At 65.7% G+C, this 23,183-nt stretch carries 27 protein-coding genes; 10 read left to right on the forward strand and 17 right to left on the reverse strand.

Annotated features, from left to right (window positions below; translation table 11 throughout):
* Position 1: 1 nt before the first annotated feature.
* The 5 genes from DXK94_RS03670 to DXK94_RS03690 form a co-directional block, all read right to left on the reverse strand.
* The gene (locus DXK94_RS03670; RefSeq protein WP_309544308.1) at positions 2-769 is read right to left on the reverse strand and encodes a GAF and ANTAR domain-containing protein; all 768 of its coding nucleotides are present in this window, start codon (positions 767-769) and stop codon (positions 2-4) included.
* Positions 766-1,017: a hypothetical protein gene (locus DXK94_RS03675; RefSeq protein WP_079595045.1), complete on the reverse strand. Its 252-nt coding sequence runs from the start codon at positions 1,015-1,017 to the stop codon at positions 766-768. Before DXK94_RS03675 ends, DXK94_RS03670 begins: the two co-directional genes overlap by 4 nt.
* 2 nt (positions 1,018-1,019) lie before the next feature.
* Entirely contained in the window at positions 1,020-1,748 is a 729-nt protein-coding gene (locus DXK94_RS03680) for a GAF and ANTAR domain-containing protein (protein ID WP_115523873.1), read from the reverse strand.
* Positions 1,749-1,932: 184 nt separating this feature from the next.
* Positions 1,933-2,268 (reverse strand): hypothetical protein, encoded by a 336-nt coding sequence (locus tag DXK94_RS03685; RefSeq protein WP_079595043.1) that lies wholly within the window; start codon positions 2,266-2,268, stop codon positions 1,933-1,935.
* Positions 2,269-2,277: 9 nt separating this feature from the next.
* A complete protein-coding gene (locus tag DXK94_RS03690; RefSeq protein ID WP_115523874.1) occupies positions 2,278-2,997 on the reverse strand; it encodes a GAF and ANTAR domain-containing protein in 720 nt (239 codons plus the stop codon).
* A 71-nt stretch (positions 2,998-3,068) separates the two neighbouring features.
* On the opposite strand from DXK94_RS03690, the gene DXK94_RS03695 reads away from it, so the two are divergent.
* Positions 3,069-3,803 (forward strand): GAF and ANTAR domain-containing protein, encoded by a 735-nt coding sequence (locus DXK94_RS03695; protein WP_115523875.1) that lies wholly within the window; start codon positions 3,069-3,071, stop codon positions 3,801-3,803.
* Positions 3,804-3,829: 26 nt separating this feature from the next.
* On the opposite strand, the gene DXK94_RS03700 is transcribed toward DXK94_RS03695, so the two are convergent.
* Positions 3,830-4,567: a Type 1 glutamine amidotransferase-like domain-containing protein gene (locus DXK94_RS03700; RefSeq protein WP_115523876.1), complete on the reverse strand. Its 738-nt coding sequence runs from the start codon at positions 4,565-4,567 to the stop codon at positions 3,830-3,832.
* Positions 4,568-4,621: 54 nt separating this feature from the next.
* Here DXK94_RS03700 and DXK94_RS03705 point away from each other — a divergent pair, with 54 nt between their 5' ends.
* Together DXK94_RS03705 and DXK94_RS03710 are read left to right on the forward strand one after the other, a co-directional pair.
* Entirely contained in the window at positions 4,622-4,954 is a 333-nt protein-coding gene (locus tag DXK94_RS03705; RefSeq protein ID WP_115523877.1) for a metalloregulator ArsR/SmtB family transcription factor, read from the forward strand.
* A gap of 14 nt (positions 4,955-4,968) precedes the next feature.
* Positions 4,969-5,466 carry an SRPBCC domain-containing protein gene (locus DXK94_RS03710; RefSeq protein WP_115523878.1) on the forward strand — a complete coding sequence of 166 codons (498 nt, stop codon included), beginning with the start codon at positions 4,969-4,971 and terminating at the stop codon, positions 5,464-5,466.
* Between the two features lie 105 nt (positions 5,467-5,571).
* Here the strand turns inward: DXK94_RS03710 and DXK94_RS03715 are convergent, their stop codons facing one another.
* Positions 5,572-6,090, reverse strand: coding sequence for a PaaI family thioesterase (locus DXK94_RS03715; protein WP_115523879.1), 519 nt, complete (start codon positions 6,088-6,090; stop codon positions 5,572-5,574).
* A gap of 68 nt (positions 6,091-6,158) precedes the next feature.
* Positions 6,159-8,513 (reverse strand): beta-galactosidase, encoded by a 2,355-nt coding sequence (locus tag DXK94_RS03720; protein WP_115523880.1) that lies wholly within the window; start codon positions 8,511-8,513, stop codon positions 6,159-6,161.
* A gap of 124 nt (positions 8,514-8,637) precedes the next feature.
* Between DXK94_RS03720 and DXK94_RS03725 the strand changes: the two genes are divergently transcribed.
* Positions 8,638-9,234: a DUF1992 domain-containing protein gene (locus DXK94_RS03725; protein WP_115523881.1), complete on the forward strand. Its 597-nt coding sequence runs from the start codon at positions 8,638-8,640 to the stop codon at positions 9,232-9,234.
* 63 nt (positions 9,235-9,297) lie between these two features.
* On the opposite strand, the gene DXK94_RS03730 is transcribed toward DXK94_RS03725, so the two are convergent.
* Entirely contained in the window at positions 9,298-9,831 is a 534-nt protein-coding gene (locus tag DXK94_RS03730; protein WP_115523882.1) for a GNAT family N-acetyltransferase, read from the reverse strand.
* Between the two features lie 524 nt (positions 9,832-10,355).
* Here DXK94_RS03730 and DXK94_RS03735 point away from each other — a divergent pair.
* Positions 10,356-11,873, forward strand: coding sequence for an HNH endonuclease signature motif containing protein (locus tag DXK94_RS03735; protein ID WP_115523964.1), 1,518 nt, complete (start codon positions 10,356-10,358; stop codon positions 11,871-11,873).
* Positions 11,874-11,911: 38 nt separating this feature from the next.
* On the opposite strand, the gene DXK94_RS03740 is transcribed toward DXK94_RS03735, so the two are convergent.
* Positions 11,912-14,095 carry a transglycosylase domain-containing protein gene (locus tag DXK94_RS03740; RefSeq protein ID WP_115523883.1) on the reverse strand — a complete coding sequence of 728 codons (2,184 nt, stop codon included), beginning with the start codon at positions 14,093-14,095 and terminating at the stop codon, positions 11,912-11,914.
* 175 nt (positions 14,096-14,270) lie between these two features.
* Here DXK94_RS03740 and DXK94_RS03745 point away from each other — a divergent pair, with 175 nt between their 5' ends.
* On the forward strand, positions 14,271-14,885 hold the full coding sequence (locus DXK94_RS03745) for a PadR family transcriptional regulator (protein ID WP_115523884.1): 615 nt from the start codon (positions 14,271-14,273) through the stop codon (positions 14,883-14,885).
* 27 nt (positions 14,886-14,912) lie between these two features.
* Here the strand turns inward: DXK94_RS03745 and DXK94_RS03750 are convergent, their stop codons facing one another.
* A complete protein-coding gene (locus DXK94_RS03750; protein WP_115523885.1) occupies positions 14,913-16,280 on the reverse strand; it encodes an ammonium transporter in 1,368 nt (455 codons plus the stop codon).
* Positions 16,281-16,630: 350 nt separating this feature from the next.
* Between DXK94_RS03750 and DXK94_RS03755 the strand changes: the two genes are divergently transcribed.
* The gene (locus tag DXK94_RS03755; RefSeq protein ID WP_115523886.1) at positions 16,631-17,452 is read left to right on the forward strand and encodes an alpha/beta fold hydrolase; all 822 of its coding nucleotides are present in this window, start codon (positions 16,631-16,633) and stop codon (positions 17,450-17,452) included.
* 27 nt (positions 17,453-17,479) lie between these two features.
* Here DXK94_RS03755 and DXK94_RS03760 read toward each other — a convergent pair whose 3' ends face one another.
* Complete coding sequence (locus tag DXK94_RS03760; protein ID WP_115523887.1) at positions 17,480-18,274, reverse strand: carbon-nitrogen hydrolase family protein; 795 nt, start codon at positions 18,272-18,274, stop codon at positions 17,480-17,482.
* 32 nt (positions 18,275-18,306) lie between these two features.
* Here DXK94_RS03760 and DXK94_RS03765 point away from each other — a divergent pair, with 32 nt between their 5' ends.
* The gene (locus DXK94_RS03765; protein ID WP_079598819.1) at positions 18,307-18,963 is read left to right on the forward strand and encodes a GntR family transcriptional regulator; all 657 of its coding nucleotides are present in this window, start codon (positions 18,307-18,309) and stop codon (positions 18,961-18,963) included.
* 4 nt (positions 18,964-18,967) lie between these two features.
* On the opposite strand, the gene DXK94_RS03770 is transcribed toward DXK94_RS03765, so the two are convergent.
* Complete coding sequence (locus DXK94_RS03770; protein WP_115523888.1) at positions 18,968-20,353, reverse strand: MFS transporter; 1,386 nt, start codon at positions 20,351-20,353, stop codon at positions 18,968-18,970.
* Positions 20,354-20,503: 150 nt separating this feature from the next.
* On the opposite strand from DXK94_RS03770, the gene DXK94_RS03775 reads away from it, so the two are divergent.
* Positions 20,504-21,190: a DUF2848 domain-containing protein gene (locus tag DXK94_RS03775; RefSeq protein WP_115523889.1), complete on the forward strand. Its 687-nt coding sequence runs from the start codon at positions 20,504-20,506 to the stop codon at positions 21,188-21,190.
* 70 nt (positions 21,191-21,260) lie between these two features.
* Here DXK94_RS03775 and DXK94_RS03780 read toward each other — a convergent pair whose 3' ends face one another.
* Entirely contained in the window at positions 21,261-21,497 is a 237-nt protein-coding gene (locus DXK94_RS03780) for a DUF2630 family protein (RefSeq protein WP_079598822.1), read from the reverse strand.
* A 93-nt stretch (positions 21,498-21,590) separates the two neighbouring features.
* Between DXK94_RS03780 and DXK94_RS03785 the strand changes: the two genes are divergently transcribed.
* Positions 21,591-21,989: a hypothetical protein gene (locus tag DXK94_RS03785; protein WP_079598823.1), complete on the forward strand. Its 399-nt coding sequence runs from the start codon at positions 21,591-21,593 to the stop codon at positions 21,987-21,989.
* A 36-nt stretch (positions 21,990-22,025) separates the two neighbouring features.
* Here DXK94_RS03785 and DXK94_RS03790 read toward each other — a convergent pair whose 3' ends face one another.
* Genes DXK94_RS03790 through DXK94_RS03800 form a run of 3 tightly spaced genes read right to left on the reverse strand, consistent with a single transcriptional unit; the run spans position 22,026 to position 23,136 of the window.
* The gene (locus DXK94_RS03790; RefSeq protein WP_115523890.1) at positions 22,026-22,364 is read right to left on the reverse strand and encodes a DUF202 domain-containing protein; all 339 of its coding nucleotides are present in this window, start codon (positions 22,362-22,364) and stop codon (positions 22,026-22,028) included.
* Between the two features lie 3 nt (positions 22,365-22,367).
* Complete coding sequence (locus tag DXK94_RS03795) at positions 22,368-22,772, reverse strand: YidH family protein (protein WP_115523891.1); 405 nt, start codon at positions 22,770-22,772, stop codon at positions 22,368-22,370.
* A 25-nt stretch (positions 22,773-22,797) separates the two neighbouring features.
* Positions 22,798-23,136 carry a YnfA family protein gene (locus DXK94_RS03800; protein ID WP_079598826.1) on the reverse strand — a complete coding sequence of 113 codons (339 nt, stop codon included), beginning with the start codon at positions 23,134-23,136 and terminating at the stop codon, positions 22,798-22,800.
* Between the last annotated feature and the right edge of the window lie 47 nt (positions 23,137-23,183).

The raw sequence follows: 23,183 nt of genomic DNA on the forward strand, positions 1-23,183 counted from the left end.
GTCACACGTCGAAGTGGGTGGAAATCTGTTTCTCCCCGGAGATGGACGCGATCACGGATGCCGCCACGTCCCGGAGCTTGGTGTTCCGCGTGCTGGACGCTTTGGTCAAGATGGCAAACGCTGTGTCCCGGGTGCACCTGTTCTCGGCCATGATGGCGCCCACGGCCATATCAATCACGGTGCGTGACTGCATCGCCGCGGCCAGATCATTCCTGGCCTCGCTGAGCTGGGTGATGCGCAGGACCAGCCGCAGCGAGCTTGCCGCCTGATGAGCGAAGGCCTCCACGGTGCCGATATCGTCACCGGAGAAACCGTTACTGCAGCCTGAATAGAGGTTAAGTACTGCCTCGGCTTCACCGGCAAGGTCCAGGGGCACGGCAAGGATGGATGACACCCCTTTTCCCGCAGCCGCCCGGACGTACGGCACCCACCGCCGCTCTGCGGTGAGGTCAGGCACCAGTACGGTGGCTTTGCTCCGGAGGGCGGTAAGGCACGGGCCGTCTCCGAATCCGTTTTGCATCTCGTCAAGCGCGTGCGCCACGGCGTCGCTGGACGCAACCGCTTCCGGCCGCTTGTGCCGAAGCACCGTGACGCCGCCGTGGATGCGGTTGCCGGGAACGGACAGCCGGGACGCGGCCAGGACGGCCAGTTCAACCAGGAAATCCCGGATGTCAGGGCTTTGCACGACCATTTCCTGCAGCGTCAACTCCGTGTCCGCCAAAGACTCTGCGGCCCGTGACCCCTCAGGTGAGATGTGGCGGTCCTTCACTCCGTATCACCTTCCGTCATTTCGGCCATCGCCGTGGTGATGAGCCCAACCTGCGCGGCCGGGAGGTCCAGCGCCTCATTGAGGTACGCGTCCAGGGACACCTCATCGATGTCCCCGCCGATCCCGTAGTAGTACGTCCATAGCTTGACCAGCGGGAGCTCCGTGTCCCGGAAACGTTGCGCTGCTCCCCGCCGCTGTTCCGCGGCGTCATTCAGTTCTTCAGGTCCTCCGGTCCCCTCAGAATACATACCTACCCTCCATCCAGCCGGGCCGCGGAGAAGCTGCCTCCGTCAACAATGTCGGTCGCAATTTGCTGGATCCTGCGGTTGCTTGACACAGCGGCGAGCTGGAGCAGCTCCAGCGCACCGTCCCGTCCGCCGCGGTGCTGGAGCATGATGAGGGCAATGGCTGCGTCAACTACGGCGCGGGACTTCAGCGCGCTGCGGAGGTGTTCCGGATAGGCCTGCGGCGCGTGCAGCCGGAGGGCCAGGCGGAGGATGCGGGACATCGATGCCGCGTGCGTTTCCAGGAGGCTGACGGTCTCTTCGTCGAATGCGTGGGCCTTCCGGGCGTAGCAGTTCAACGCCGCGCGTGAGGAGCCGTCAGTGCGGATGGGCACGGCAAGCATGGCTTGCACGCCCTCGCTGAGGGCGGCCTGCGCATACTTCCCCCACCGCTGGTCGGTGGCCATGTCCTCAACCAGCACGGCACTCTGCTGCCGGACGGCTGTGAGGCATGGTCCGGCGTCGGCCGCGTACTGCCTCTCGTCCAGCCGCCGGCCCAGATCACTGCTGCTGGACACCGTGGAGGGGGCGCCGTTGCGCTCTACCGTGATAGTGCAGAACACCGTACGGGTGTCCGCGCCCAGCAATGTTGCGGACATGGTGGCGAGGCCCAGGAGGAAGTCGGAAAATTCGGCGCTTTCGAGCAGCAGGTCCTGATATTCATCGGAGGTAGTCAGTGCATCGCTGCCGGCCATGAGGCCTCGATCCCTAGTTGCGCCTTGCTGTCACTTTGGCTGTCGGCCACTGCGCTCATTGCATTCCGGCCCGTGTATTCAACCTCCGGATCCTGTTGCTATCCCGAAATTTCCTACTTCCGACACTACGCCCCTGCAGGGGTTTCGGATACGGCAGGAGGAACCCCTCACGGGCAGCGCGGCTTTATTCGTCTGGCCCGGCGGTACGTCCGTCGGCGCTCCCGCCACTGCGCTCGTCCCGGCTTTCGGAAACCTCGGGTTCAGAGGCGAAATCGTCCGAGTAGGGGGCCCGCGGCCGGGGGAGTTCATCGATCAGTTCGTTGGCGGAGAGGGCCAGCAGGTCACGCTGGACCGGCGGCAGCGAGAGAAGCCCCTGAAGGTAGGCTTCCACTTCATACTCGCCGGCATCTCCGGCCATGCTGAAGTACTTCAGCCAGAGCTCGGACACGGTGATGTCTGCTGCCCGTATTGCTGCGCGGAGCCGGCGCCGTTGTTCCGGTTCGTTTGGATCGAAGCCCATGGGCGCCGCCTAGTCCCCGGATGCCGGCGTCCCGGCCAGAACCGATTCGCTGACGTTCTGCAAGGTGGTGCGCTCTTCCCTGGCCTGCTTCATCAGCTGCTGCAGCGCGGCTGTGTGCGGAACACCCAGCCGTTCCATCAGGACGCCGCAGGCGCGGTTCACCACGTCCCTGCTGTGCAGCGATGACTGCAGGCCTTCCGTCATCTTCTTCGGAGCCTCGCTCGCCTGGACGTGCGAGAGCAGCGTTGCAGCCGGGGCAGCGAAGAGCTGGAGCAAGTTCAGGCTGGAGGCATCGTAGGTATGAGGGGTTGCCGCATACAGTTTCAGGGCGCCGATGGCTTCCTTGCCGGCCAGCAGCGGAGCACTCACCACAGAATGGATAGGCAGCAGCCTGACCGCATTCCGCCACTCGGGCCACCGCTGGTCGGACTGGACGTCTTCCACCAGCACCGGCTCCTCCGCGGCCCACGCGGTGAGGCACGGGCCCTCGCCGTGTTCGTACTGGGCGGCGTCGGCCTGCTCCACGATTTTGTCCGTGTAGCCGCTGCTGGTGCGGCGGCCACGCGAATCCAGGAGTGAAACACCGGCACCGATGGTTCCGGGCACAGACTCCTTCGCCGCCTGGGCCAGGAGGCGGACCGCCGTCGTCACCTTTTCCTCGGTGAGCAGCATCCCCTGGATGCGAGCGATCACGGTGCTGAGCTCGTCGAGGGGTAGTTGCTGGGCCATATTCCCAGCATATGCCACCATGTTTTCCCTTACCCGCTGCGGCTGCAGAAGCGCAACAGTAAGATGGCCCCATGTCGAGTTCTGCGGATAACGAGTCTGTGCACCAGCTACAGGAGATCCTGGTGGGCGCGGAGAGCATCGTGGGCTTCCTGGCCGGGCTGTCGGGAATGGCTGCTGCGGCTGTTTCGGAAGCGGCCGATGACCGGATCGAATGTGCCGTCACCCTCAAGCTGAAACGTCGGCCAGCCACAGCTGCAGGCAGCAGTGAGAGGGCGGTGGAGCTTGACCATATCGAGCAAAGCATGGGTGATGGCCCCTGCGTAAAGGCGTTGCGCGAGATGTCAGCGGTGATGATCGACGACGTCGCCCAGGATCCACGCTGGCCTGACTATAACCGGGAACTCGCCGAGCGGAACGTGCACAGCACCTTGGGGGTGCCGCTGGAGATCAGCGGCGACGCCAGTGCAGCGCTCAACTTTTTTGCCACCAAGCCCCGGGCTTTCACCGCTGACGTCTATGACAAAGCTGTGGGATTTGCCGCGGCCGCCCACAACACCCTGCACCTCTCCGTCCGGATCAATAATGCCCAGAACCGCGCTGACGACCTTGAGGCGGCACTCGAAAGCAGGACGGCGATCAACCTGGCCTGCGGCGTGATCATGGCCCAGAACCGCTGCTCGCAGGCGGAAGCCATGGAAATCCTCACCAAGGTCTCCAGCAACCGCAACCGGAAGCTGCGTGACGTTGCCCGGGAGCTGATCGAACAGTTGACGGGCGGCGGCGTCCAGACGCACTTCGACGCGTAGCAGCAACGGGGGCATGCCGCCGGCCGTCAGGTGGCGCGCAGGACAGCGACGGTGACGGATGCTACCGCGCCGGGTGCCGCGCTGCGGACATCCCAGCAGTTCCCGGTTCCCATCACCTCAAAATCTTCGGCCCCTGCACCGGGCAGGACGAGGGCGGTGTTTTCGTCGATGGCGACGGCCCTGTCCACCAGCCCCGCCGCAACGGCAGCGACGGCCCGGCCCAGCGTTCCTGCCTGGGCGGCATGGACATCCACCGTGAACGGGACGAGCCGCAGGCCGGTCCGGATGTCGAGGTGGTCCAACCCCTCCGAGCACTCCTCGCCGCATACTTCGGTTCCGTCCACGCGGTACCCGCCAATGAGTGCCCTTCCGGGAGTGACCATGGCCCCGGCGGAAAAACCGAGGTACGGGGCACCGCTTGCCACCCGACGCGAGATAGAGGCCGCCGCGGCGTTCAGGCCCTGCATGTAGGCGGGCGTCAGTCCGCCGCCCACCACCACCGCGTCCACGCCGTCGAAGAGTGCCGGCTCGGCCGGCCCGTCCTGGCCGAGCAGGACCGGCACCACGTTGCAGGCCAGCCGGGTGCGCAGTGGTTCCGCGTATTCGGCCAGGCGGCTTTCCGGGTTGCCGCCCCGGTCATGGACCACCACGGCGATCCGGGCAGGTTCCGTCCGCGCAGCGTGGGACACCTCCTGAGCGAACCGTTCAAACACGTCGGGAAAGGCCAGATGGTCCGGCCCGGCGCCGGCAAGGAAAATGCTCATGGGCTTCAACGTACCCATTGACTCCCGCTTCCGCGAGGACTATTGTACAACCAAATGGTTGTAGATCAGCTCCGCGAAACCGAACTTGACCGCCTCTTCCAGGCGTTCGCCGATTCCACCCGCAGGGACATTGTGCGGCGCGTAACGGTCGGCGAATACTCGGTCTCCGGCCTCGCGGCCCTCTACGCCATGAGTTTCGCCGCAGTTCAAAAGCACGTGGCGGTGTTGGAGCGCGCATCCCTGGTCACCAAGGAGAAGCGCGGTAGGGAGCAGATTGTGCGGGGCAACCATGAAGGCCTGCAGAAAGCCCGCCGGCTGCTCGATGAGTACGAGGCGATCTGGCGGCAGCGTGTTGACCGGATCGCGGACATTCTGGCTGAAGGATAAGGAAGGGTTCTGCAATGTCGGTTATCAGTTCCACCAAGAATCTTGAGGCACTCAGCTTCACACTCATTGCCGAGTTCGACGCAGACATCCAGCGTGTCTGGCGCCTTTGGGAAGACCCGCGGCAGCTGGAGCGCTGGTGGGGCCCGCCCACCTGGCCGGCCACCTTCGAGGAATTCGACTTCCGGCCGGGCGGGAAGGCCAGCTACTACATGACCGGTCCGGAGGGCGAAAAAGCCCGTGGCTGGTGGCGCTTCAGCACTGTCGAAGGCCCCAAGAGGCTGGCGTTTGACGATGGATTTGCCGATGACAACGGCCAGCCCGTGGATTCCCTGGGAACCACGCACGCCTCCGTCAACCTCGAAGGCGCCGGCGACCGCACCAGGATGACCATCCTCTCCACCTTCGAATCCGAGGAGCAGATGGAACAGATGGTCCAGATGGGCATGGAAGAAGGCATGAAAGAGGCCGTCGGCCAGATCGACGCCATCCTCGCCGAGCACGCCAACGCCTGAGGCTGCCGGCCACACCAAGAGGACAGCGAACGACGGCGGGACCTCCCGCCGTCGTTCGCTGTCCTCTTGGTGTGCTGTCCTTGGGTGCCTATGCCTCTGCTGCCGCTATTCCTTCGGCGCCGCCACGGCAAAAACCAGCAGTGAGCTTGTGGCGGTGGCCAGAAGTTCGCCCGTTGGCCCCATGACGCGCCCTTCCGCGAAGATCACCCGCGATCCCGTCTTCACCACCGATCCCTCCGCCCGCAGGATGGCGTGCTTGAGGGTGATGGGGCGGAGGTAGCTGACCGAGAGGTCAATGGAGGTGTAGCCGAACCCCGGGGCCAGCGTGCTGTGGGCGGCGCAGCCCACCACGGTATCCAGGAGCGTGCAGGCCAGGCCGCCGTGGACCACGCCCAGCGGGTTGTAGTGCGCCTCGGCGGGCCGGCACTCGAACTCCACCCGGCCGGACGCTACGTCCACCAAATCCAGGTTCATAAGGGCAGCCATGGGCGGGCGCGGGATGCTGCCGTCCCGCATCCCGGTCAGGAACTCCAGGCCGGACATCCGCGGCAGGTGTTCCAGCGATACCCGCGGATCGGTCCAGGTGAAGGTCTCCGTGCGCTCCCCTGACCCGCTCGCATCCATGGACTTCTCCTCTTCGACGGCCCGTACGTGCCCGGGAAACTGCCAACCCTGTCCGGGACAGTGCCAGCTTAGGCGACGCTGTACCCCGCCTTCTCCTGCCACCCGGTCCACGTGGTCAGCCGGACCGCGTCCAAGGCCAGCAGGTCACCGGGTATGGTTTCCCTCCGCTGTTGTGCTTCGGCCGGCAGTCCCACCTTGGCCTGTGGGGATAGCGGGAGGATCTGCAAAACCACGTCGGTGCCGGGGATGATGCCGCAGTCTGCAACGTTGAGGAGCCAGGGCGAGCCGTCCCAGAACCGGTCCGCCACGGCCACGCCGTCCACCAGGACCCGGGCAACGTCGCCGGCCCAGTGGATCTCAAGCTCTGCGTGGGCCTGGGCGAATGCCCCTGCCGGCAGGTCCAGGCTGTACGTCTGCGCCAGCCCGTCGATCACATCGGGTTCAGGAGCGGCGGCCCGGTTTGCCGCCTCTCCATAGGACACAGGAACAGGGCGGGCAGGGCGCACCAGCCGGGCCTCGATACTGTGTCCACGCTGGGGAGTGCCCGCGGTCCGGATGTCCACGGGTACGAACGACCGTGTCCTTGGGTTGTAGCGGTCCACCGCCGGTTCTCCCTGTGACCTTCCAGCCAACAGGCCGTCGCGGTCCAGCCACAGCGGGTCCGTGGAGAACACCAGGTCGCGGCCGCGGCGGCCGCTCAGGACCCAGGCCTGGTCCGCGAGCCCGGCAGGGAGGAGCAGGACGTCGAGGACGGCGTCCCCTGACTGGGCAGCCAGCACTACGGGTTCGTCGGCTGCGAGGTGCTGTGTGCGGCCCGGTGCGGAGAGTGCCGGCCCGCTGACCTCGGTGCCCGGTGCGAAACGGAGCTCCACCGGGATGCCGGCCTCGGCGGCCAGGACCAAGGTTGGTACAGCGGCCGGCGCAGCTTCCAGCACTGTCAAGGGGGACGCTGTGGCCCATTCAAGGGTCACACCTCCCACCTCCAGGTTCACCGGCCAGTGGGCGATGGTTCCCGCCGGCACGTCGACAGGGACCTCGGGAAAGGTGACCGGGCCGCCGTCGAGCATCACCTCAAACTGCGCTCCACGGTAAGTATCGAGAGGGATGTGCGGCTGGTGCCACGTGATGAAGAGGAAGCCCGCGGATCCGTCGCTGCGGAGGGCCCACCGAAGGGTGTCGGTGTCGTCGATCCCGGTCGGCAGCACCTCGGGCAGGGTGGAGGGCATTTCTGCGAGGCGGTCGCCGAAGGCCGCCAGGAATGCGTGCTGTTTCCGCAGGGCGGCGAAGCTGGGCGCGAGCCGGCCTGATGCTCCGATCGGTGCGTGGAAGTCGTAATCGAACCGGGGCAGGTCATTCGGGTACCCCGTGGCCTGCGACTCCTGCAGCCCGTCGGCCGGGTTCATGCCGCCGGCAAACATGTAGTAGCCCTGCCACGCCGAGCCGTTGCCGATCTTGTTGTGCGCCACCGCTGCCACGTCAAGCCCCTGCGGCCACGGCCGGCGCTGGTAGGCAGTGGCCATGCCGCCGGCGAGCTCGCAGGTTGCAGGCGGGAACAGGCCCGACGGCGTGCGCGGCGCACGCGTCCCGCTGCCGGTCCCGAACTGCTCCCGAAGGTCCGCGCCGATGCCGGGGTCGTCCCAGACGTGGCTGAAGAAGAAATGTTCGCGGAACGTCGGATCCCATGGGGCGTCGGCGTCCACCCAGAAGCCGTCACCGTAACCGCCGAAAAGCGGCAGGACCTCGCCGTCGGGAAGCTCGGCACCACCCCACGCCGTTGCGGTCCAGACGGGGGCGGACAGGCCGGCGTTCCGTGCAAGCTTCTTGAGCTCGGTGATGTGCGCGGGCTGGTCGTACAGTTCGTTCTCCAGCTGGATGCCGATCACGTTGCTGCCGGGGCCCATCAGCCCGTCCAGCTCCTGCCCCAGGTAGCCGAACCAGCGCTTCACCAGCTCCAGGTAGCCGGCATCGTTGGTGCGGTGCTTCACCGGGGCCGCCTGCACCCAGTCCGGGAAGCCGCCGTTGCGGACCTCGCCATGGCACCACGGGCCCACCCGCAGCACCACGTCCAGCCCTGCCTCCGCGCACAGCCGGACGAACGCGGCGACGTCCAGGCCGCCGTCGAAACTGACCTTTCCCTCCGTGCGCTCGTGGTGGATCCAGAAGATGTAGGAGGCCACCACGGTGATTCCGCCGGCCTTCATCAGCCGCAGCCGTTCCTCCCACCGCTCCCGGGGCACCCTGCTGAAATGGAGTTCACCGGACACAGGGATCCCCGGTTTTCCACCGATCTCCACGTAGCGGTTGGTGACACGGAACCTTTCGTGGCGGTCCAGCGTGTTGCTCATGGCCGGCGAGGTGAGCGGAGAGTCCCATGCTTGATGGATGGCGCGGAGGGTGTTGGACGCGGGTGCTGGGTTGGGCATAGGACAGAGTATTGCATAGTTCGGGAAGCGCTTTCCCACATCATGTGCGGGCAGGCGTTGAACCCTGCGGAAGGCTTCGAAATACTTGAAGGAAGGCACTAACCGAGGTAAGGCGGTGGCACGGATGGGCAGCGGGACGGGGGATATCCGGAAGCGGCTGGAGCGCGCCGCCGAGGTCCGGTCCTACCGCGGAGCGGGAATCAGCGCTGAGGAGGAAGCCGCCCTCGACGCCCTGGATGAGCAGGAGCGGGAGAAGCGCCGCAAGGTGAGCGACGCCGCCAGGGCCGAATACCTGGTCCGCGACGCCATGGCGCAGGGGAAGTTCGACAACCTGAAATACGCGGGCAAGCCGATTCCGGGGCTGGGGGAGTCGTACGATCCCGACTGGTGGGTGAAAGGCCTTCTCCAGAGGGAGAACATCAGCGGCCTGGGCCCGCCCGCAATCCTCCTGCGCACCGAGGACGCGGAGCTGGATGTAAAGCTCGATGCCCAGTACACGGAGCAGCAGGTCCGGGACCTCCTGGTGGACTTCAACAGACGCGTCATCGACGCACGGCGACAGCTCCAGGGCGGCCCGCCAGTCATTACCAAAACCCGGGATGTCGAGGATGAGGTGGAGCGCTGGCGCCAGCGCCGGGCGTCACGGGCCGTTAAGGCTGCGCCGGAGTCTCCGGAAGCGCCGCGCTCATGGTGGCAACGGCTGTGGAAAGGGACCGGGTAGGACCGTACGACGCCGGTGCTACCCGCCGTCGTCGGTGCGCCTTTCAGAGACGTTCAGTAGCTTTCAGGGGCTTCCAGTCAGTTCAAAAAGCTCGCAGAGTGCGTTGTAATAGCGACCGGTCTGTCCTTGGTGGACCAGCCCGATACGGGAGCACACCTTCTGCGAGGCCGTGTTGGCCGGCGCGGTTACCGCCACAACCTTGGGAAGGCCGCTGTCCATGGCGTAGGCGAGGACGGCTGCGGCGGCCTCCGTTGCATAACCCTGTCCCCAGAAGTCCGGGTGGAAGTGCCAGCCGATTTCCGTGTCCCCGGACGGCTGCAGCGGTAATCGGCCCGACGCCGGGATGGACTTCAGGAGCAGGGTTCCGGCGAGTTGTCCGCCCGCTTTGAGCTGGACCGCCCACACCGCGTGGACCGGGTGACCCATGTCCCGCCACGCGCGGATGCGTTCCTCGGCCTGCGCCCGGTTCGTCATGACCTGCGGCGGGTTGCCAATGAAGCGCTGCACCTCCCAGCGCGAGTAAAGATCCAGCACGAAGTCCGCGTCCTCCGGCTCCCATTGGCGGAGGATCAGCCGCTCGGTTTCGAGGGTCTTCACGCCGCTTATTGTGGCAGAGGGACAGGGTCTTGCCCCGGTTTTCCACATAGGAACTTTGGCTCCCGGCAATTGTCACACCCTGCTGGAAGACTTTGTTTATGGAAGCGGTTGGTGCATTGGCAGGGGTGAGCGGGGCGGGCATTCCCTGTGTGCCGGCTGCTTCTGCTGAGCCGGTGGTTGCTGATGTCCGGTCCGTCGACACCGTCCTGGAAGCTATGGCTGGCGTCCCGCTGGGCGTCGCTGTTCCGGACGCCCAGGCTGCCGTGCCGCCGGTTGCTGATGTCCGGAACGCCCAGGCCGCTGTGCCGCCGGTCGCCGACGTCCGAAAGGCCCTGGCGGCTGTCCCGTCGGTTGCCGCTGTCCGGGAGGCCCTGGTGGCTGTCCCGTCGGTTGCCGCCGTCCGGGAGGCCCTGGTGGCTGTGCCGTCGGTTGCTGATGTCCGGGAGGCCCTGGTGGCTGTGCCGTCGGTCGCTGATGTCAGGGTTGCCTTGGATGCGGTGCGGGTCTGCGCTGATGGTGCCGGCATGATTGATCAGCTGCGGGAGCTTGAGGATTTGAAGTCTGCCGCGGCTGCTAAGCAGGCCGATATCGCTGTTGCTTTTGACCTGTTCCAGCGCCGGGTCCAAGTCGCCGCCGGGGTCCCTGCCGATGAACTCGGTGCCGGCGTGGGTGCCCAAATTGCGCTGGCGCGGCGGGAATCACCGTCCCGGGGCGGGCGGTTGTTGGGCCTGGCCAAGGCCGGAAAGGAAATGCCGCACACCTTTGCGGCGTTCCGGGCGGGTCAGCTGAATGAATGGCGCGCCACGCTGGTCGTGCGGGAAACAGCCTGCCGGTCGGTCGAGGACCGGCAGGCGGTGGACGAAGAGCTCGCCGCAGACACCGGCACGTTCACCGGCGCCGGAGACAGAGCCATTGTTGCCGCTGTCCGGGCCGCCGCCTACCGGCGGGATCCGAAGTCCGTGGCGCGGCGGGCCAGCCGTGCCGTGACCGAACGCAATGTGAGCCTTCGTCCGGCGCCGGACACCATGACCTACCTGACCGCGCTGCTGCCCGTCGCCGAGGGTGTGGCCGCGTACGCTTCCCTGACCCGGCACGCCGATACCTTGCGGTCCTCCGGTGATGAACGCTCCAGGGGCAAGATCATGGCCGATTCCCTGGTCGAGCGCGTCACCGGCACCCCGGGCGGGATCACCGGGATCGACATCCAGCTCGTCATGACCGACCGCACCCTCTTTCAAGGTGACAGCGAACCCGCCCGACTCACCGGCTACGGCACCGTCCCCGCACAATGGGCGCGCGAAAACATCCTGAACAGGACAACCGGCACCGGTTCAGCGGGGATGGCCGCCCCGGACGCTGGTTCTGGCACTGCTGTTGGTGTTGGTTCTGGTTCTAGCACTGATGCTGGCGTTAGTTCTGGCAGTGATGCTGGCAGTGATGTTGGTTCTCCCGATCAGCATGAATTGTCGGTCTGGCTCCGCAGGCTCTACACAGCCCCCGGCACCGGTGAGCTGGTCGCGATGGACTCAAAAGCCAGGTTCTTCCCACCCGGGCTCCGCCGGTTCCTCCAGGTCCGCGACGACACCTGCCGGACCCCGTACTGCGACGCGCCCATCCGGCATGACGACCACATCATCCCCTGGCACAACGACGGCCCAACCACCGCCGGCAACGGCCAAGGGCTCTGCGAAGCCTGCAACCACACCAAGGAAAACCCCGGCTGGACCGCCAAACCCATCCCCGGAACCCGCCACACCGTCGAAACCCGGACACCAACAGGCCACACCTACCGCTCCACCGCGCCGCCACTGCCAGGGACTTCACGGGAGTTGGCCCCTCTGCCCGAGGCTCCTCACCATCAGGCGCCGCTGCCCCCAGCGTCGCCCGATCGAAAAGCGGTGCCCGGCACGCGGGCGGGAGCTGGAACTAAGCCGGCCATCCGCCGTCGTACCGTCCGTAACCCAGACCGGGAACCGGTACGGCGCCAGGAAGCAATGAAGCACACCATTCAGGTGCTGGGAAGGGCGGGGCCTTCAGGGTAGTGCCGCCACGCCAAGCCGTCGCTCGGCGGCTGCAGCCGTCAGGGCTTCGGACTTGGGCTCGGTGACGGGTTGGGGCCCATCATCGATGGGGGAGGCGGCGGGAACGGACCGGCCGGGTAGAGCGGTGCCACCTTCAGCATGTAATTAGCCCACTGTGGTCCTGCGATCATGTAGCCGTCGAGCCGGGGGTAGAACGTCCCGTTGATGGTGACGTTCTGGCCGGGGCGCTTTTGGCTCTCAAGTGGGTCCCCGAAGAAGGAGGCAGTGGCAAGTCCACTGGTATAGCCGACGATCCAGGTTGCACCGTTGTTGTTGGACGTGCCGGTTTTGGCAGCCGTCGGCACCTTGTCATGGACTTTCGGGTTGATCCAGAAGCCGGAGCCCCTCACCAGCACGTCCTGCAGCACGTTGTTCACACCGCGGGCAACGTCCGGCTTTACGGCATCCCTGCACTCGACAGGCTGAGCCGGAAGCTTCCCGCCGGAGGCTTCAGTGACCTCAAGGAGGGCAACCGGGGTGCAGTAGCGGCCGTCATTGGCGAAAGTGGCAAAAGCGTTCGCCATATGCAGCGGAGCGACGTTGGTGGCACCCAGCAGGTTGCCCAATTGGTGCATGTTGATGGGGGAGCCGTCCAGTCCGTTGTGCAGTCCTACCGCGTCCACCATCTTCTGGATGCCGCAGAAGTCCAGTTGAGTGGCCGAAGCGAAGGTGGCCGTGTTGATGGAGTTGTACAGGCCGTAGTTGATGGCCATCTTCCGGTAGAAGCCCTCTTCGGCGTTCTGCAGGTCATCGGCGGCACCCAGTTCAGGATTGTTCTGCGCGGTGCTGTAGGCGCCCAACACCTTGCCGCAGCTCGACCTCCACGGGAACCCCAGCGGGTAGACCCGGCGTGATGCGTCCACTTCCGCGGTAAGGGGCTTGCCCTCGTTCAGCCACTGAGCGAACGTGAAGGGCTTCATGGTCGAGCCCGTCTGGAACCCGCCGGCTCCGTTCAGATTATTGCCCTGCGGGTCCTTGGCATCAACATTGAAGTTCAAATGGGTATCGAACTTGCCCGGTTCGGCAAGGAACACGGTGTTCTGTGCCATCGCCAGGATCTTCCCGGTTCCTGGCTGCACCGTTACCAGTGCTGCACCCCACCGGTCCGGGTTGGGCCCCGCCGTGCCATCCACCTGCGCCTGCGCCGCCGCCTGGAGCCGGCTGTCCAGCGTGGTCACGATGGTCAGCCCGCCGCGGTACAGCTTGCGCTGGCGTTCAGTCTCATTCGGCCCGTACGCCGGGTTGTTCAGGATGAGATGCGAGATGTAGTCGCAGAAGTACGGGGCCATCGTGGCATTGGCGCAGCCCTGCCGCTCCGGGCTGATCTTGAGCTCGATCGGGGTGGCCACTGCTTCATCGTGTTCGGCTTGCGTGATCTTGCCGAGGCGGAGCATCTCGCCAAGCACCTGGTTCCGCCGCACCATTGAGTTGTCCGGGTTGAGCGCCGGGTTGTAGAACGTGGGGCTGTTCACGAGCCCCGCCAGCAGGGCGGCCTGGGGCAGGTTAAGGTCCCTGGCCGTGGTGCTGAAGAAGTAGCGCGCAGCAGCCTCAACACCGTAGGCGTCGCTGTTGAAGAACACGATGTTCAGGTAGCCCTCGAGGATCTGCTCCTTGCTGAACTCCTTTTCCAGGGCGAGGGCGAGTTTCATCTCCCGCAACTTGTCGCCAAGGTCCTTTTGCCCGCTGAGGATCACCTCGTCCGGCCGGTCCTGCGAAAGCCGCGCCTCGTTGATGACATTCGTGACGTATTGCTGGGTGATGGTGGAGGCGCCCTGCCTGTCACCCTTGGTCACATTCGAGACCAAGGCCCGCACAATCCCCTGAGGGTCCACGCCGGCGTGGTCATAAAACCGGCTGTCCTCGATTGCGATGACCGCGTCCTTGATGTACGGGGACATCTGATCCAGCGGTACCCTGACGCGGTTCTCGGCAAAGAACGTGGCGATGGTTTGGCCGTCGGAGGTCAGGACTTTGGTGGATTGCGACGGCGGCTCCACGGTCAGCTCCGCGGGCAGGCCTTCAAAAAACCCGACGGAGTTGCTAACCCCAAACTTGGCCGCTGCCAGTGCAGGCGCCACCAGGCTGGCAACCAGGATCCCGCACATGATGCTCGCGGCAAGGAACCCCAGGAGTTGCCCCAAGGCGCGTCCGGGACCGCGCTTGCGCTTCCGCTTCTTCGCCATTCATCAGCCCTCGAACTCGGAGGTGTGAATCGAGGATACGCCCCTATATCAAGGCGGGCCAGAGCCCGGAAGGTCAGGATATGGTCACGAAAATCGCTTGACTCAGCGATAGTTAACGACATATCGTTAACTATCGCTGAAGAAGTCAGCGTAAAGATGAAAGGACGATGCCACCATGAAAGGCATTACTGACGAAAAATTTCCCGGGCCGGAATTTGCAAGGGGCCGGTTTGAGCGGGGCCGGGGCCGGAGGGGCCCGCACGGACACCGCGGCGGCGGGTTCGGTCCCGGCTTTGGGCCTGGTTTTGGTCCGGGATTCGGGCCCGGCTTTGGTCCCGGTTTCGGACGTGGCTCCCGGCGGGCCAGCCGCGGGGATGTGCGCGCCGCCATCCTGTCGCTCCTGGCCGAAGCACCCTCGAACGGTTACGGGTTGATCAAGACCATTGCCGAAAAGACGGACGGCGCGTGGCGGCCCAGTCCCGGATCCATCTACCCCACGCTGCAGCAGCTCGTGGACGAGGACCTGATTACCGCGCTGAGCGAAGGCCGCGGCACGGAGTTTGCACTTTCCGACGCCGGCAGGGCCTACGTGGCGGAGCATGCCGAGGAGATGGAAAATGCGTGGAACGCCGGTCCGGACAGCTCCGACCGGGAGTTCCACCAGAGCATCGGCAAGCTGATGGGCGTCATCCACCAGTTTCGCAGCGGCGTCACGGAGGAACAGCGGGCGGCTGCCATCGAAAAGCTGGATGAGACCCGCCGTGCACTGTACAAGATCCTGGCGGACTAGGTTCGGGGAACCCTTAGGCGCAGCCCGCTATGCGAAGGAGTCTTCCTTGGCATGGAGTTCAGCGGAATCCTTGGCAGCGGAATCCCTGGCGGTGGAATCCTTGGCGGCGGCCGGAACGGCAGCGGTCGGGAGATGGGAAGCGGGGGACCGCAGGGGGTTGAAGCCGGAGCCCAGCTCGCCGAACGCGTAGGCGCTCTCGGCGTGCTCGGAGAGGTCCACGCCGGCAGTTTCCGCCTCATGGCTGACCCTGAACCCGATGGCCTTGTTGATGATCCGGCCGATGACCAGGGTTCCCAGGCCGGACAGCAGCAGGGTGATGACAACGGCCGCGGTTTGGGCGATGAGCTGCTGGACCCCGCCGCCGTAGAAGAGCCCGCCGCCCTGGCCGTCCACGGGGAGGGCGATGAATCCCAGTGCCAGGGTGCCGATGAGTCCGGCGCCCAGGTGGACTCCCACCACATCCAGGGAGTCATCCAGCCCAAAACGGTACTTGAGGTCAACGAACACGGCGCAGGCGGCACCCGCCACCAGGCCCAGGCCGATTGCGGCCACCGGGCTGATGTTGGCGCAGGACGGGGTGATGGCCACGAGTCCGGCCACCACGCCGGATGCCGCGCCGAGGGAAGTGGGGTGGCCGTGCCGGAGCTTCTCGGTGACCAGCCAGCTCAGCATGGCTGCCGCCGGAGTGACCAGGGTGTTGACCCAGATCAGGCCGGCCTGCTCGGCCGTAGTTGCAGCACCGCCGTTGAAGCCGAACCAGCCGAACCAGAGGATGGCGGCGCCCAGCATGATGAAGGGCACATTGTGGGGGCGGTGGTTGGGATCCTTGGCGAAGCCGTGCCGCTGGCCAACGATCAGGGCAAGAACCAGTGCGGCTGTTCCGGAACTGATCTCCACAACAGCGCCGCCGGCGAAGTCGATGACCTGGCCGAAGATGGCGGTGACTGCTCCACCGGCGCTCATCAGCCCGCCGCCCCAGATCATGTAGGCGAGCGGGCAGTAAACAAGGGTGATCCACACCGGCACGAACAGGGCCCATGCGCTGAACTTCGCGCGGTCGGCGATGGCGCCGCTGATCAGTGCCACCGTGATGATGGCGAAGGTGGCGCTGTAGCCGGCCTTGATGAGGTCCGGGGAGCCCATGAGGTTCTGCAGCCCGAAGTTGGCGAAGGGGTTGCCAAAGATGCCCAGCACTCCGTCGCCGGTGGTCATGGAGTAGCCCCACAGGACCCACACCACGCCGACGATGCCGGCGGAGATGAAGCTCATCATGATCATGTTCAGCGCGGCCTTGGCACGGGTCATGCCGCCGTAGAAGAGTCCGAGCCCGGGCGTCATCAGCAGTACCATCGCGGCTGAAATCATCAGCCAGACGTGTTGGGCAGAGATTTCCACCGGCAGGTCCCTTCGGATGTGAGCTTGACGGGGCGCTGCAGCCCCGTGCCTTTCCCCCGCCGTCCATCTTTCGTTGGTTGTGTTTCGGAAAAGACCGCTCAAAGTTGCCGTGACGTTACACAAATCGGCTTTGCGTGAAGTTCGCGTGTCAGGTTTGTTTCGGCGATGTTAACGAGCGCCATCCCGTACCTCTCATCGAAAGCCCGCTGTCCCCCTTGCAGGCGAACCCACAGGCGACTGCCTGTTGGGAAGGTGAGAAGCGGCCGTCGTGCGTCGTTCCCGGTTACGTTTCCTGTCTGTGAACGAGGACTCACCGGTCCCTCCCGGAAAAGCTGCCGTAGCGTGGCATCATGCCTACACCATCGGCCCAGGAACCACGGCTGCGGGAATTCACCGTTGTGACCGCGCCGGGAGCCCACCTGCAGTGCTATGACTCAGGGGGTCCGGGACCTGTTGTGGTCATTCTTCATGGGCTGGCAGGCAGCGCCAGGGAATTCTTTCCGACGGCGGCCGCCCTTCCCGAGTTTCGCACTGTCCTCCTGGACCTCCGGGGCCACGGAGGCAGTACCCGCTGCCCGCCCGATCTTTCACTAGAGGCTTTTGTCACCGACGTCGTCCGTGTCATCGAAGAGGAGGCAGCCGGGCCGGTGGTGCTGGTGGGCCAGTCGATGGGTGGCCACACGGCGATGCTGACGGCGGCGGCGCGCCCCGACCTAGTGAACCGGCTCGTCCTGCTGGAGGTCGACGCCGGCGGCGGGGACCCGGCGGACCTCGCGGCCTTGGGGGACTACTTTGCGTCCTGGCCCGCTTCGTTTACCAGCAGGAAAGCGGCGCTGGATGTCTTCGGTGACGGAGCACTTGCTTACGCATGGGCGGCCGACCTTGAACCCTATGGGGATGGTTTCCGGCCCCGGCTCGACGCCGCCGTCATGGCTGCTGCGGCGGCCGGGCTTGGGAAGACCCGGTGGACTGAGTGGGAGTCCCTTCGGATTCCTGTGCTGGCAGTGTACGGCGGCAAGGGGATGTTCCGGCCGCACGCGAAGGATGAGTTCGTGCAGCGCGGTCGCCAAGTCAGCAGGGTTGACCTGCCCAGCGCGTCACACGATGCGCACCTGGACGCGTTTGAAGAATGGGTGCACGCCCTCCGCAGCTTCCTGGACCCTGCCGGGTAAAGCGGCGGGGGCGTGCAGCCGGCAGGTTCAGAACTGGCGGGCGTTGGCCAGAACGGGAAGCTTGGTGCGGACTTCGTCCACAAGTGAGGGGTCGATGTCCACGACGGCGAGCCCGGGCTTTCCGTCCAGCGCCGCCAGTGCGGACCCCAGCGGGGAGATGACGGCACTGTGCCCGATTCCGGTGGGAGCCGCTCCGGCCGGCCCTGCCCCGGTGGTTTCGGGGTCGCCCTGGCCGCAGGCCACAACGAACGTGGTGCTGTCCAGCGCGCGGGCCCGGACCAGCAGGTCCCACTGCTCGGCCTTGCCCTCGCCCGCACCCCAGGACGCGCACACGATGTTGACCTGCGCGCCGGCCTTGGCATTGGCGGTAAACAAGGCAGGAAAACGGACGTCGTAGCAGGTGGCAAGTCCGAAGACGGTGCCGTTGAGTTCGAACGTCACCGGGCTTTCTCCCGCATCAACTGTCTTGGACTCCATAAAGCCGAAGGCGTCGAAGAGGTGCACCTTGTCGTATGAGGTGTCCAGGCCGGGGCCGGTGACCAGCAGCGTGTTGCGGACGCGGCCGTCCTTTCCAGGAGTGAACATCCCCGCTACGATCGCAATGTCCAGTTCCCGGGCAATGCCGCGGACCTTTTCCGCCCACGGTCCATCAAGCGGTTCGGCGATGTCCTTCAGGGAATGGCCGAAAGCGCGCATAGATGCCTCGGGGAAGACCACCAGTTCCGCGCCGGCGGCTTTGGCCTCCGTTGCGTACTCCCGGATCAGCTCCAGGTTGGCAGCAAGGTCTGCGCTGCTGATGATTTGGGCGACTGCAAGACGCATGGAAGAACTCCAATCTGTTGTATACATAATGTATGGGAAAAATGCCGGGAACGGCTGCGTCCGGTCGCGAGAAGGCGTACATCCACCTGCGCGAGAACGTCCTGACTGATCCGGAGCTTCAGGGCCGGTTCCTTAACGAGACAGAGCTGGCGGCAGACATCGGTGTTTCCCGTACCCCGGTCCGTGAAGCCCTGCTCCTCCTGGTATCCGACGGGCTGGTGGAGCTGATTCCGCAGCGCGGTGCGTACGTCCCGGCCATCACCGGCAGGGAGATTTCCGAGCTCATGGAGCTGCGCGGCGTGCTGGAAAATTACGCTGCCCGGCTGGTCATCGCCGAGCAGCGCGTCCCCGCGGGTCTGATGCAGGAAACGCTGGACCTCCAGGCCAGGATTCCGGATACCGAAAGTCCGGGGGATGCCCGCGAATTCATCCGGCTGGACACCCTTTTCCATCAGCAGCTCATCGACGCCGCCGGAAATGAACTTATCTCCCGGACCTACAGCAAGCTTCACGTCCGCCAGATCCTGGTGGGCGTTGCCGCCCTGTTCCGGACAGGCGGCCGGCGCCAGGACGTGTGCGCCGAACACCAGGGCATCCTTGACGCCCTGGTGGCCGGCGACGCCGTCCAGGCGCAGAAGGCGATCGACGAGCACTTGGCAGTCACCCGCGATATCCTGCTGCGCACCTGACGGTTCAGCGGGAGTCGCCCACTCCCGACGCCCGCTTGGCTTCCGCCGCGCCTTCCAGGAGGAGGCGGTAGTCCTGGTCCTCAACGGTGTCGTTGTCGCGGCCCATGGCGAGACCCACCAGGGTCACGACGGCGGCGACGGCAACGTAGATGGCCACCGGAATCCAGGTGCCGAACTGGGAGAGCAGCACCGTGAACATCAGCGGGGCGATGGCGCCGCCGATCACACCGGCAAAGGTGTAGGCCAGGGAGCTTCCGGTGGAACGCAGCCGGGGGGAGAACTGTTCCACGATGAAGGCGGCCTGCGGGCCGTACATGAACGAGTGTGCCGCGAGCCCCAGGACGATGCCAACGATCAGCATGGGCTGGTTGTCGCCGCCCAGGATGCCGAAGAAGATGAAGGTCCAGACGGCGCCGACCACCGCACCCACGCCGTAGACCAGGCGGCGGTTGAACCGGTCCGAAACGGCGCCGGCCAGCGGGATCATAAAGAGCTGGAAAGCGGAGCCGATCAGGACGGCGGTGAGGACCTGGTTGCGCTCGTAGCCCAGGGTCTGGATGCCGTAGGTCAGGGTGAAGACGGTAAACAGGGCGTACAGCACGTCCGGTCCCACACGGCAGAGGATGGCGGCGATCAGCGGGCGCAGTTCATGGCTGAAGACTTCGCGGATGGGAGCATGCGGCTGCTCGCCGTGGGCCGCGATCGCCTTGAAGACGGGGGTGTCCTCCAGCCGCAGCCGGATCCACAGGCCGAACGCGACCAGCAGCGCGGAAACCAGGAACGCGATCCGCCAGCCGAAGCCGAGGAACTGTTCCTCGGTCAGCATGAGGGTCAGGACTGCGAGGGCGCCGTTGGCGAGCAGGTTGCCGGCGGGCGGTCCCACCTGTGCGGCCGAGGCCCAGAAGCCGCGGCGGTGCGGGTCGCCGTACTCACTGGAGAGCAGGACGGCGCCGCCCCATTCGCCGCCGACACCCACGCCCTGGGCAAAGCGCAGGAGCACCAGGATGATGGGCGCCGTGATGCCGATGGCGTCATACCCCGGCAGGACGCCGATCAGGACGGTGGCCACACCGATGATCATCAGCGTGGTGACCAGGACCCTCTTGCGGCCGATGCGGTCGCCCAGGCGGCCGAAAATAATGCCGCCAACAGGGCGGGACACGTAGCCCACGGCGTACGTGGAGAAGGCCAGGATGGTGCCCGTCAGGGGATCGGAGGCGGGGAAGAAAACGATGGGAAAGACGACGGCGGCGGCCGCTGAGTAGACGGCGAAGTCGTACCACTCGAGGGCCGTCCCGGTGAGGCTGGCAGCAAAGGCCTTGTAGAGGCCTTTGGGATGGATGGGCGGGTGCGGCGCCGCACCGTGTGCCGGAGCTGGGGAGTTGCTCATTCTGTCCTCCACGGGAGTGTTTCAAGGGTGACGCCTGTCACGCTGGCGTTAAATGTATACATTACGCATACTGGTTGTACATTGGCGACCCTTTCCGGTTTCCGCTTTGTTAATTTTTCCGGCAGCACAAGAAAAAAGGACGGATCCACCATGACGGTTCTCAGCTTCGAACTTCCCGATGGCAGCACCAGGGAAGTGGAGGTCAAGCACCTCCTGAACGCCGGATACGCAGGCCGCGAGCAGGATGAAGTCCAGGCGCACATCGCTGAACTGGCGGAGTTGGGGGTCCCGGGTCCCGCCACCACGCCCGCCCTCTACCCGGTGTCGCCCTACCTCGCGCAGCAGGTGTCCGAGGTCCGCGTGCAGCACGCGCGGACGTCGGGCGAAGCCGAATGGGCGCTGGTGATTACCGATGACGGCGTGCTGCTGACCGTTGCCTGCGACCACACGGACCGGGAACTGGAAGTGCACGGCGTGGCATGGAGCAAGAACGCCAGCCCGGACGTGCTGGGGCGGAAGGCGTGGCGGCTGGATGACGTTCGCGACCACTTGGACAGGATCACGCTGAAGGGCTGGGTGGGGGAGAGGGACACCCCGGACACGCTCATCCAGGACAGCTCACTGGAGGCGCTGCTCACCCCGGACTACTGGCTCGGCGTGCTTGAAGAACGCGGCCTCAACCAGCCCGGAACGGTGTTGATTTCAGGCACAGTTGCCATGACGGGCGGAGTGAACCAGTTCGCCCGCAGCTGGAAAGTGGAAATGAGCGATCCCGTCACCGGGCTCTCCGTGGACGTCCAGTACGTAGTGGAGCAGATGCCCGAGGCCATCGGCTAACGCGCATCAAAAGGTGTCCTGCCCGGTCCCGCCGGAGTAAAAGCGGCGGGACCGGGCAGGCGTTGGGCGGTTACTGCTTGTAGTTCTCAACCTCACTGACGGGCCGCGGCTCGGCCTCGTTCGGGTTCTCGCCGGACTCCGATTTGGCCCTGCGCTGGCGCAGCAGGTCCCAGCACTGGTCCAGGCTTTCCTCTACCTGCTTGAGCCGGGCCTGGTCCGGCGCCTGGCCGTCGCCGGAGCCCTCGCGGAGTGAATGTTCCTCCTCCACCAGGGCCTGGATACGCGCCAAAAGATCCTGATCGTCCATAACTTTCCCCTTACTCCGGACCGGTCACTTTGGTTCCCTCAGCGTACGTAGTCGGTGCAGAAGCCACCACCCCTGCGCGGTACCATCAAGTTCATGCCCACTGTGCTTGAAATGGCAGGTCCAATCCTGGAAATGCTGACCTGGTTGTGCCTGCCCGCCGGGTTGGGCCTGCTGTTCTACACGGGGTTCCTCCGCCGCTTCGTGCACCCCTGGGACGTGGCCGAGGCGGTGGTGTACTCCGACACCACGGGCGTGGGCTTCCGCTGGTTCGACCGGAAATACCAGGTGCACCATGCCCCCATGTCCCCCCACGACATCAAGGACCTGGCGGTGGGCGACACACTTCCTATCTACTACCATCCCAAGCGTCCCACCCAGTGGCAGATGGCCGCACCGGAGGAAGCCGGCAAAACGGCCTCCTTGCTGGGCCGCGCCCTGACCGCCATCGGGGCAGTGGCGCTGCTGGCAGGCTTCGTCCTGCCCATGTTTTAGCGCCGCAACCTTTAAAGCTGGTGGTTACCCCAGCTCCTAACCGGCCAGGACGACGCCGATGCCCAGGCCTCCCAGCGCCACCCCCGCAAAGGCCGTCCAGAGCACCGCGGTGATGTCGGCGTCGACACTTTCCTGATGGATGCCCCGGGAGCTGGCACTGTAGCGCCGGCGCTGGGTGAGGTAGATGGCCAGCGCAGCGCCGGCGGAAACGGCGAACAGCAGCAGGATGGGGAACCCGTGGGCAGGGAGCCAGCGCAGGAAAATGGCGCTGACCGTTACCAGTGCCATCATGGTCCGGCCCCAGGCCAGCGTGGTCCGCTCCGGCTGGAGGCCCGGATCCCCGTGCAGGCCGGCAGGGCGGGGGGAATTTCCCATGCGTCAGCGCCAGAGGATAAAGACCAGGACGACGGCGGCCGCCAGGGCCCCTGCCCCGGCGAGGAGGGGCACAATGAGCGGCAGCGGCAGGGGGGCTTTATTGCGCATGCTGCGTTCCACCCGGAGCCACCGCACCGCCGAACCGGCACTGAGCAGCATGCCGAGCAGCAGCAGGACCACGGCCAGTCCCTTGCGGACCGGCTCCAGGAACAGGTCGGCGGTGAACGCCTCAATGGCGATGCCGCCCGCCAGCAGTGCAAGGGACGTTCGGATCCACGCGAGGAAGGTGCGCTCGTTGGCGAGGGTGAACCGCGGGTCCGGTTCCTCCCCGCCCGGCAGCAGGCGCTCGGCGATTTTTCCGCGCGACGGCGGCACGGGTTCCCCGGGTCCCTGCTGCCTGTTCGTCACGGTGCCAGTTTAGTTGGGGACGGCGTCAGCTTCCGCCGCGCGGGGCAAACATGATGACCGCCACGCCCAGCAGGCAAATCAGGGACCCGGCCACGTCCCACCGGTCGGGGCGGAAGCCGTCAAAGATCATGCCCCAGGCCAGCGAGCCGGCGACGAACACCCCGCCGTAGGCTGCCAGGATCCGGCCAAAATGGGCGTCGGGCTGGAGTGTGGCCACGAAGCCGTAGGCACCCAGGGCTATGACGCCCAGCCCGGCCCACCACCAGTCCTTGCCTTCCCGCACGGATTGCCACACAAGCCAGGCGCCACCGATCTCCGCCGCTGCCGCCAGCACGAACAGCAGGACAGTCTTGCCGATGGTCAACGTTTCATCAGGAGTAGCCACGCAGCCATCATGCCAGCCGGGAATGC

Source organism: Arthrobacter sp. RT-1, assembly GCF_003367205.1.
In the GTDB taxonomy this organism is placed as follows: Bacteria; Actinomycetota; Actinomycetes; order Actinomycetales; family Micrococcaceae; genus Arthrobacter.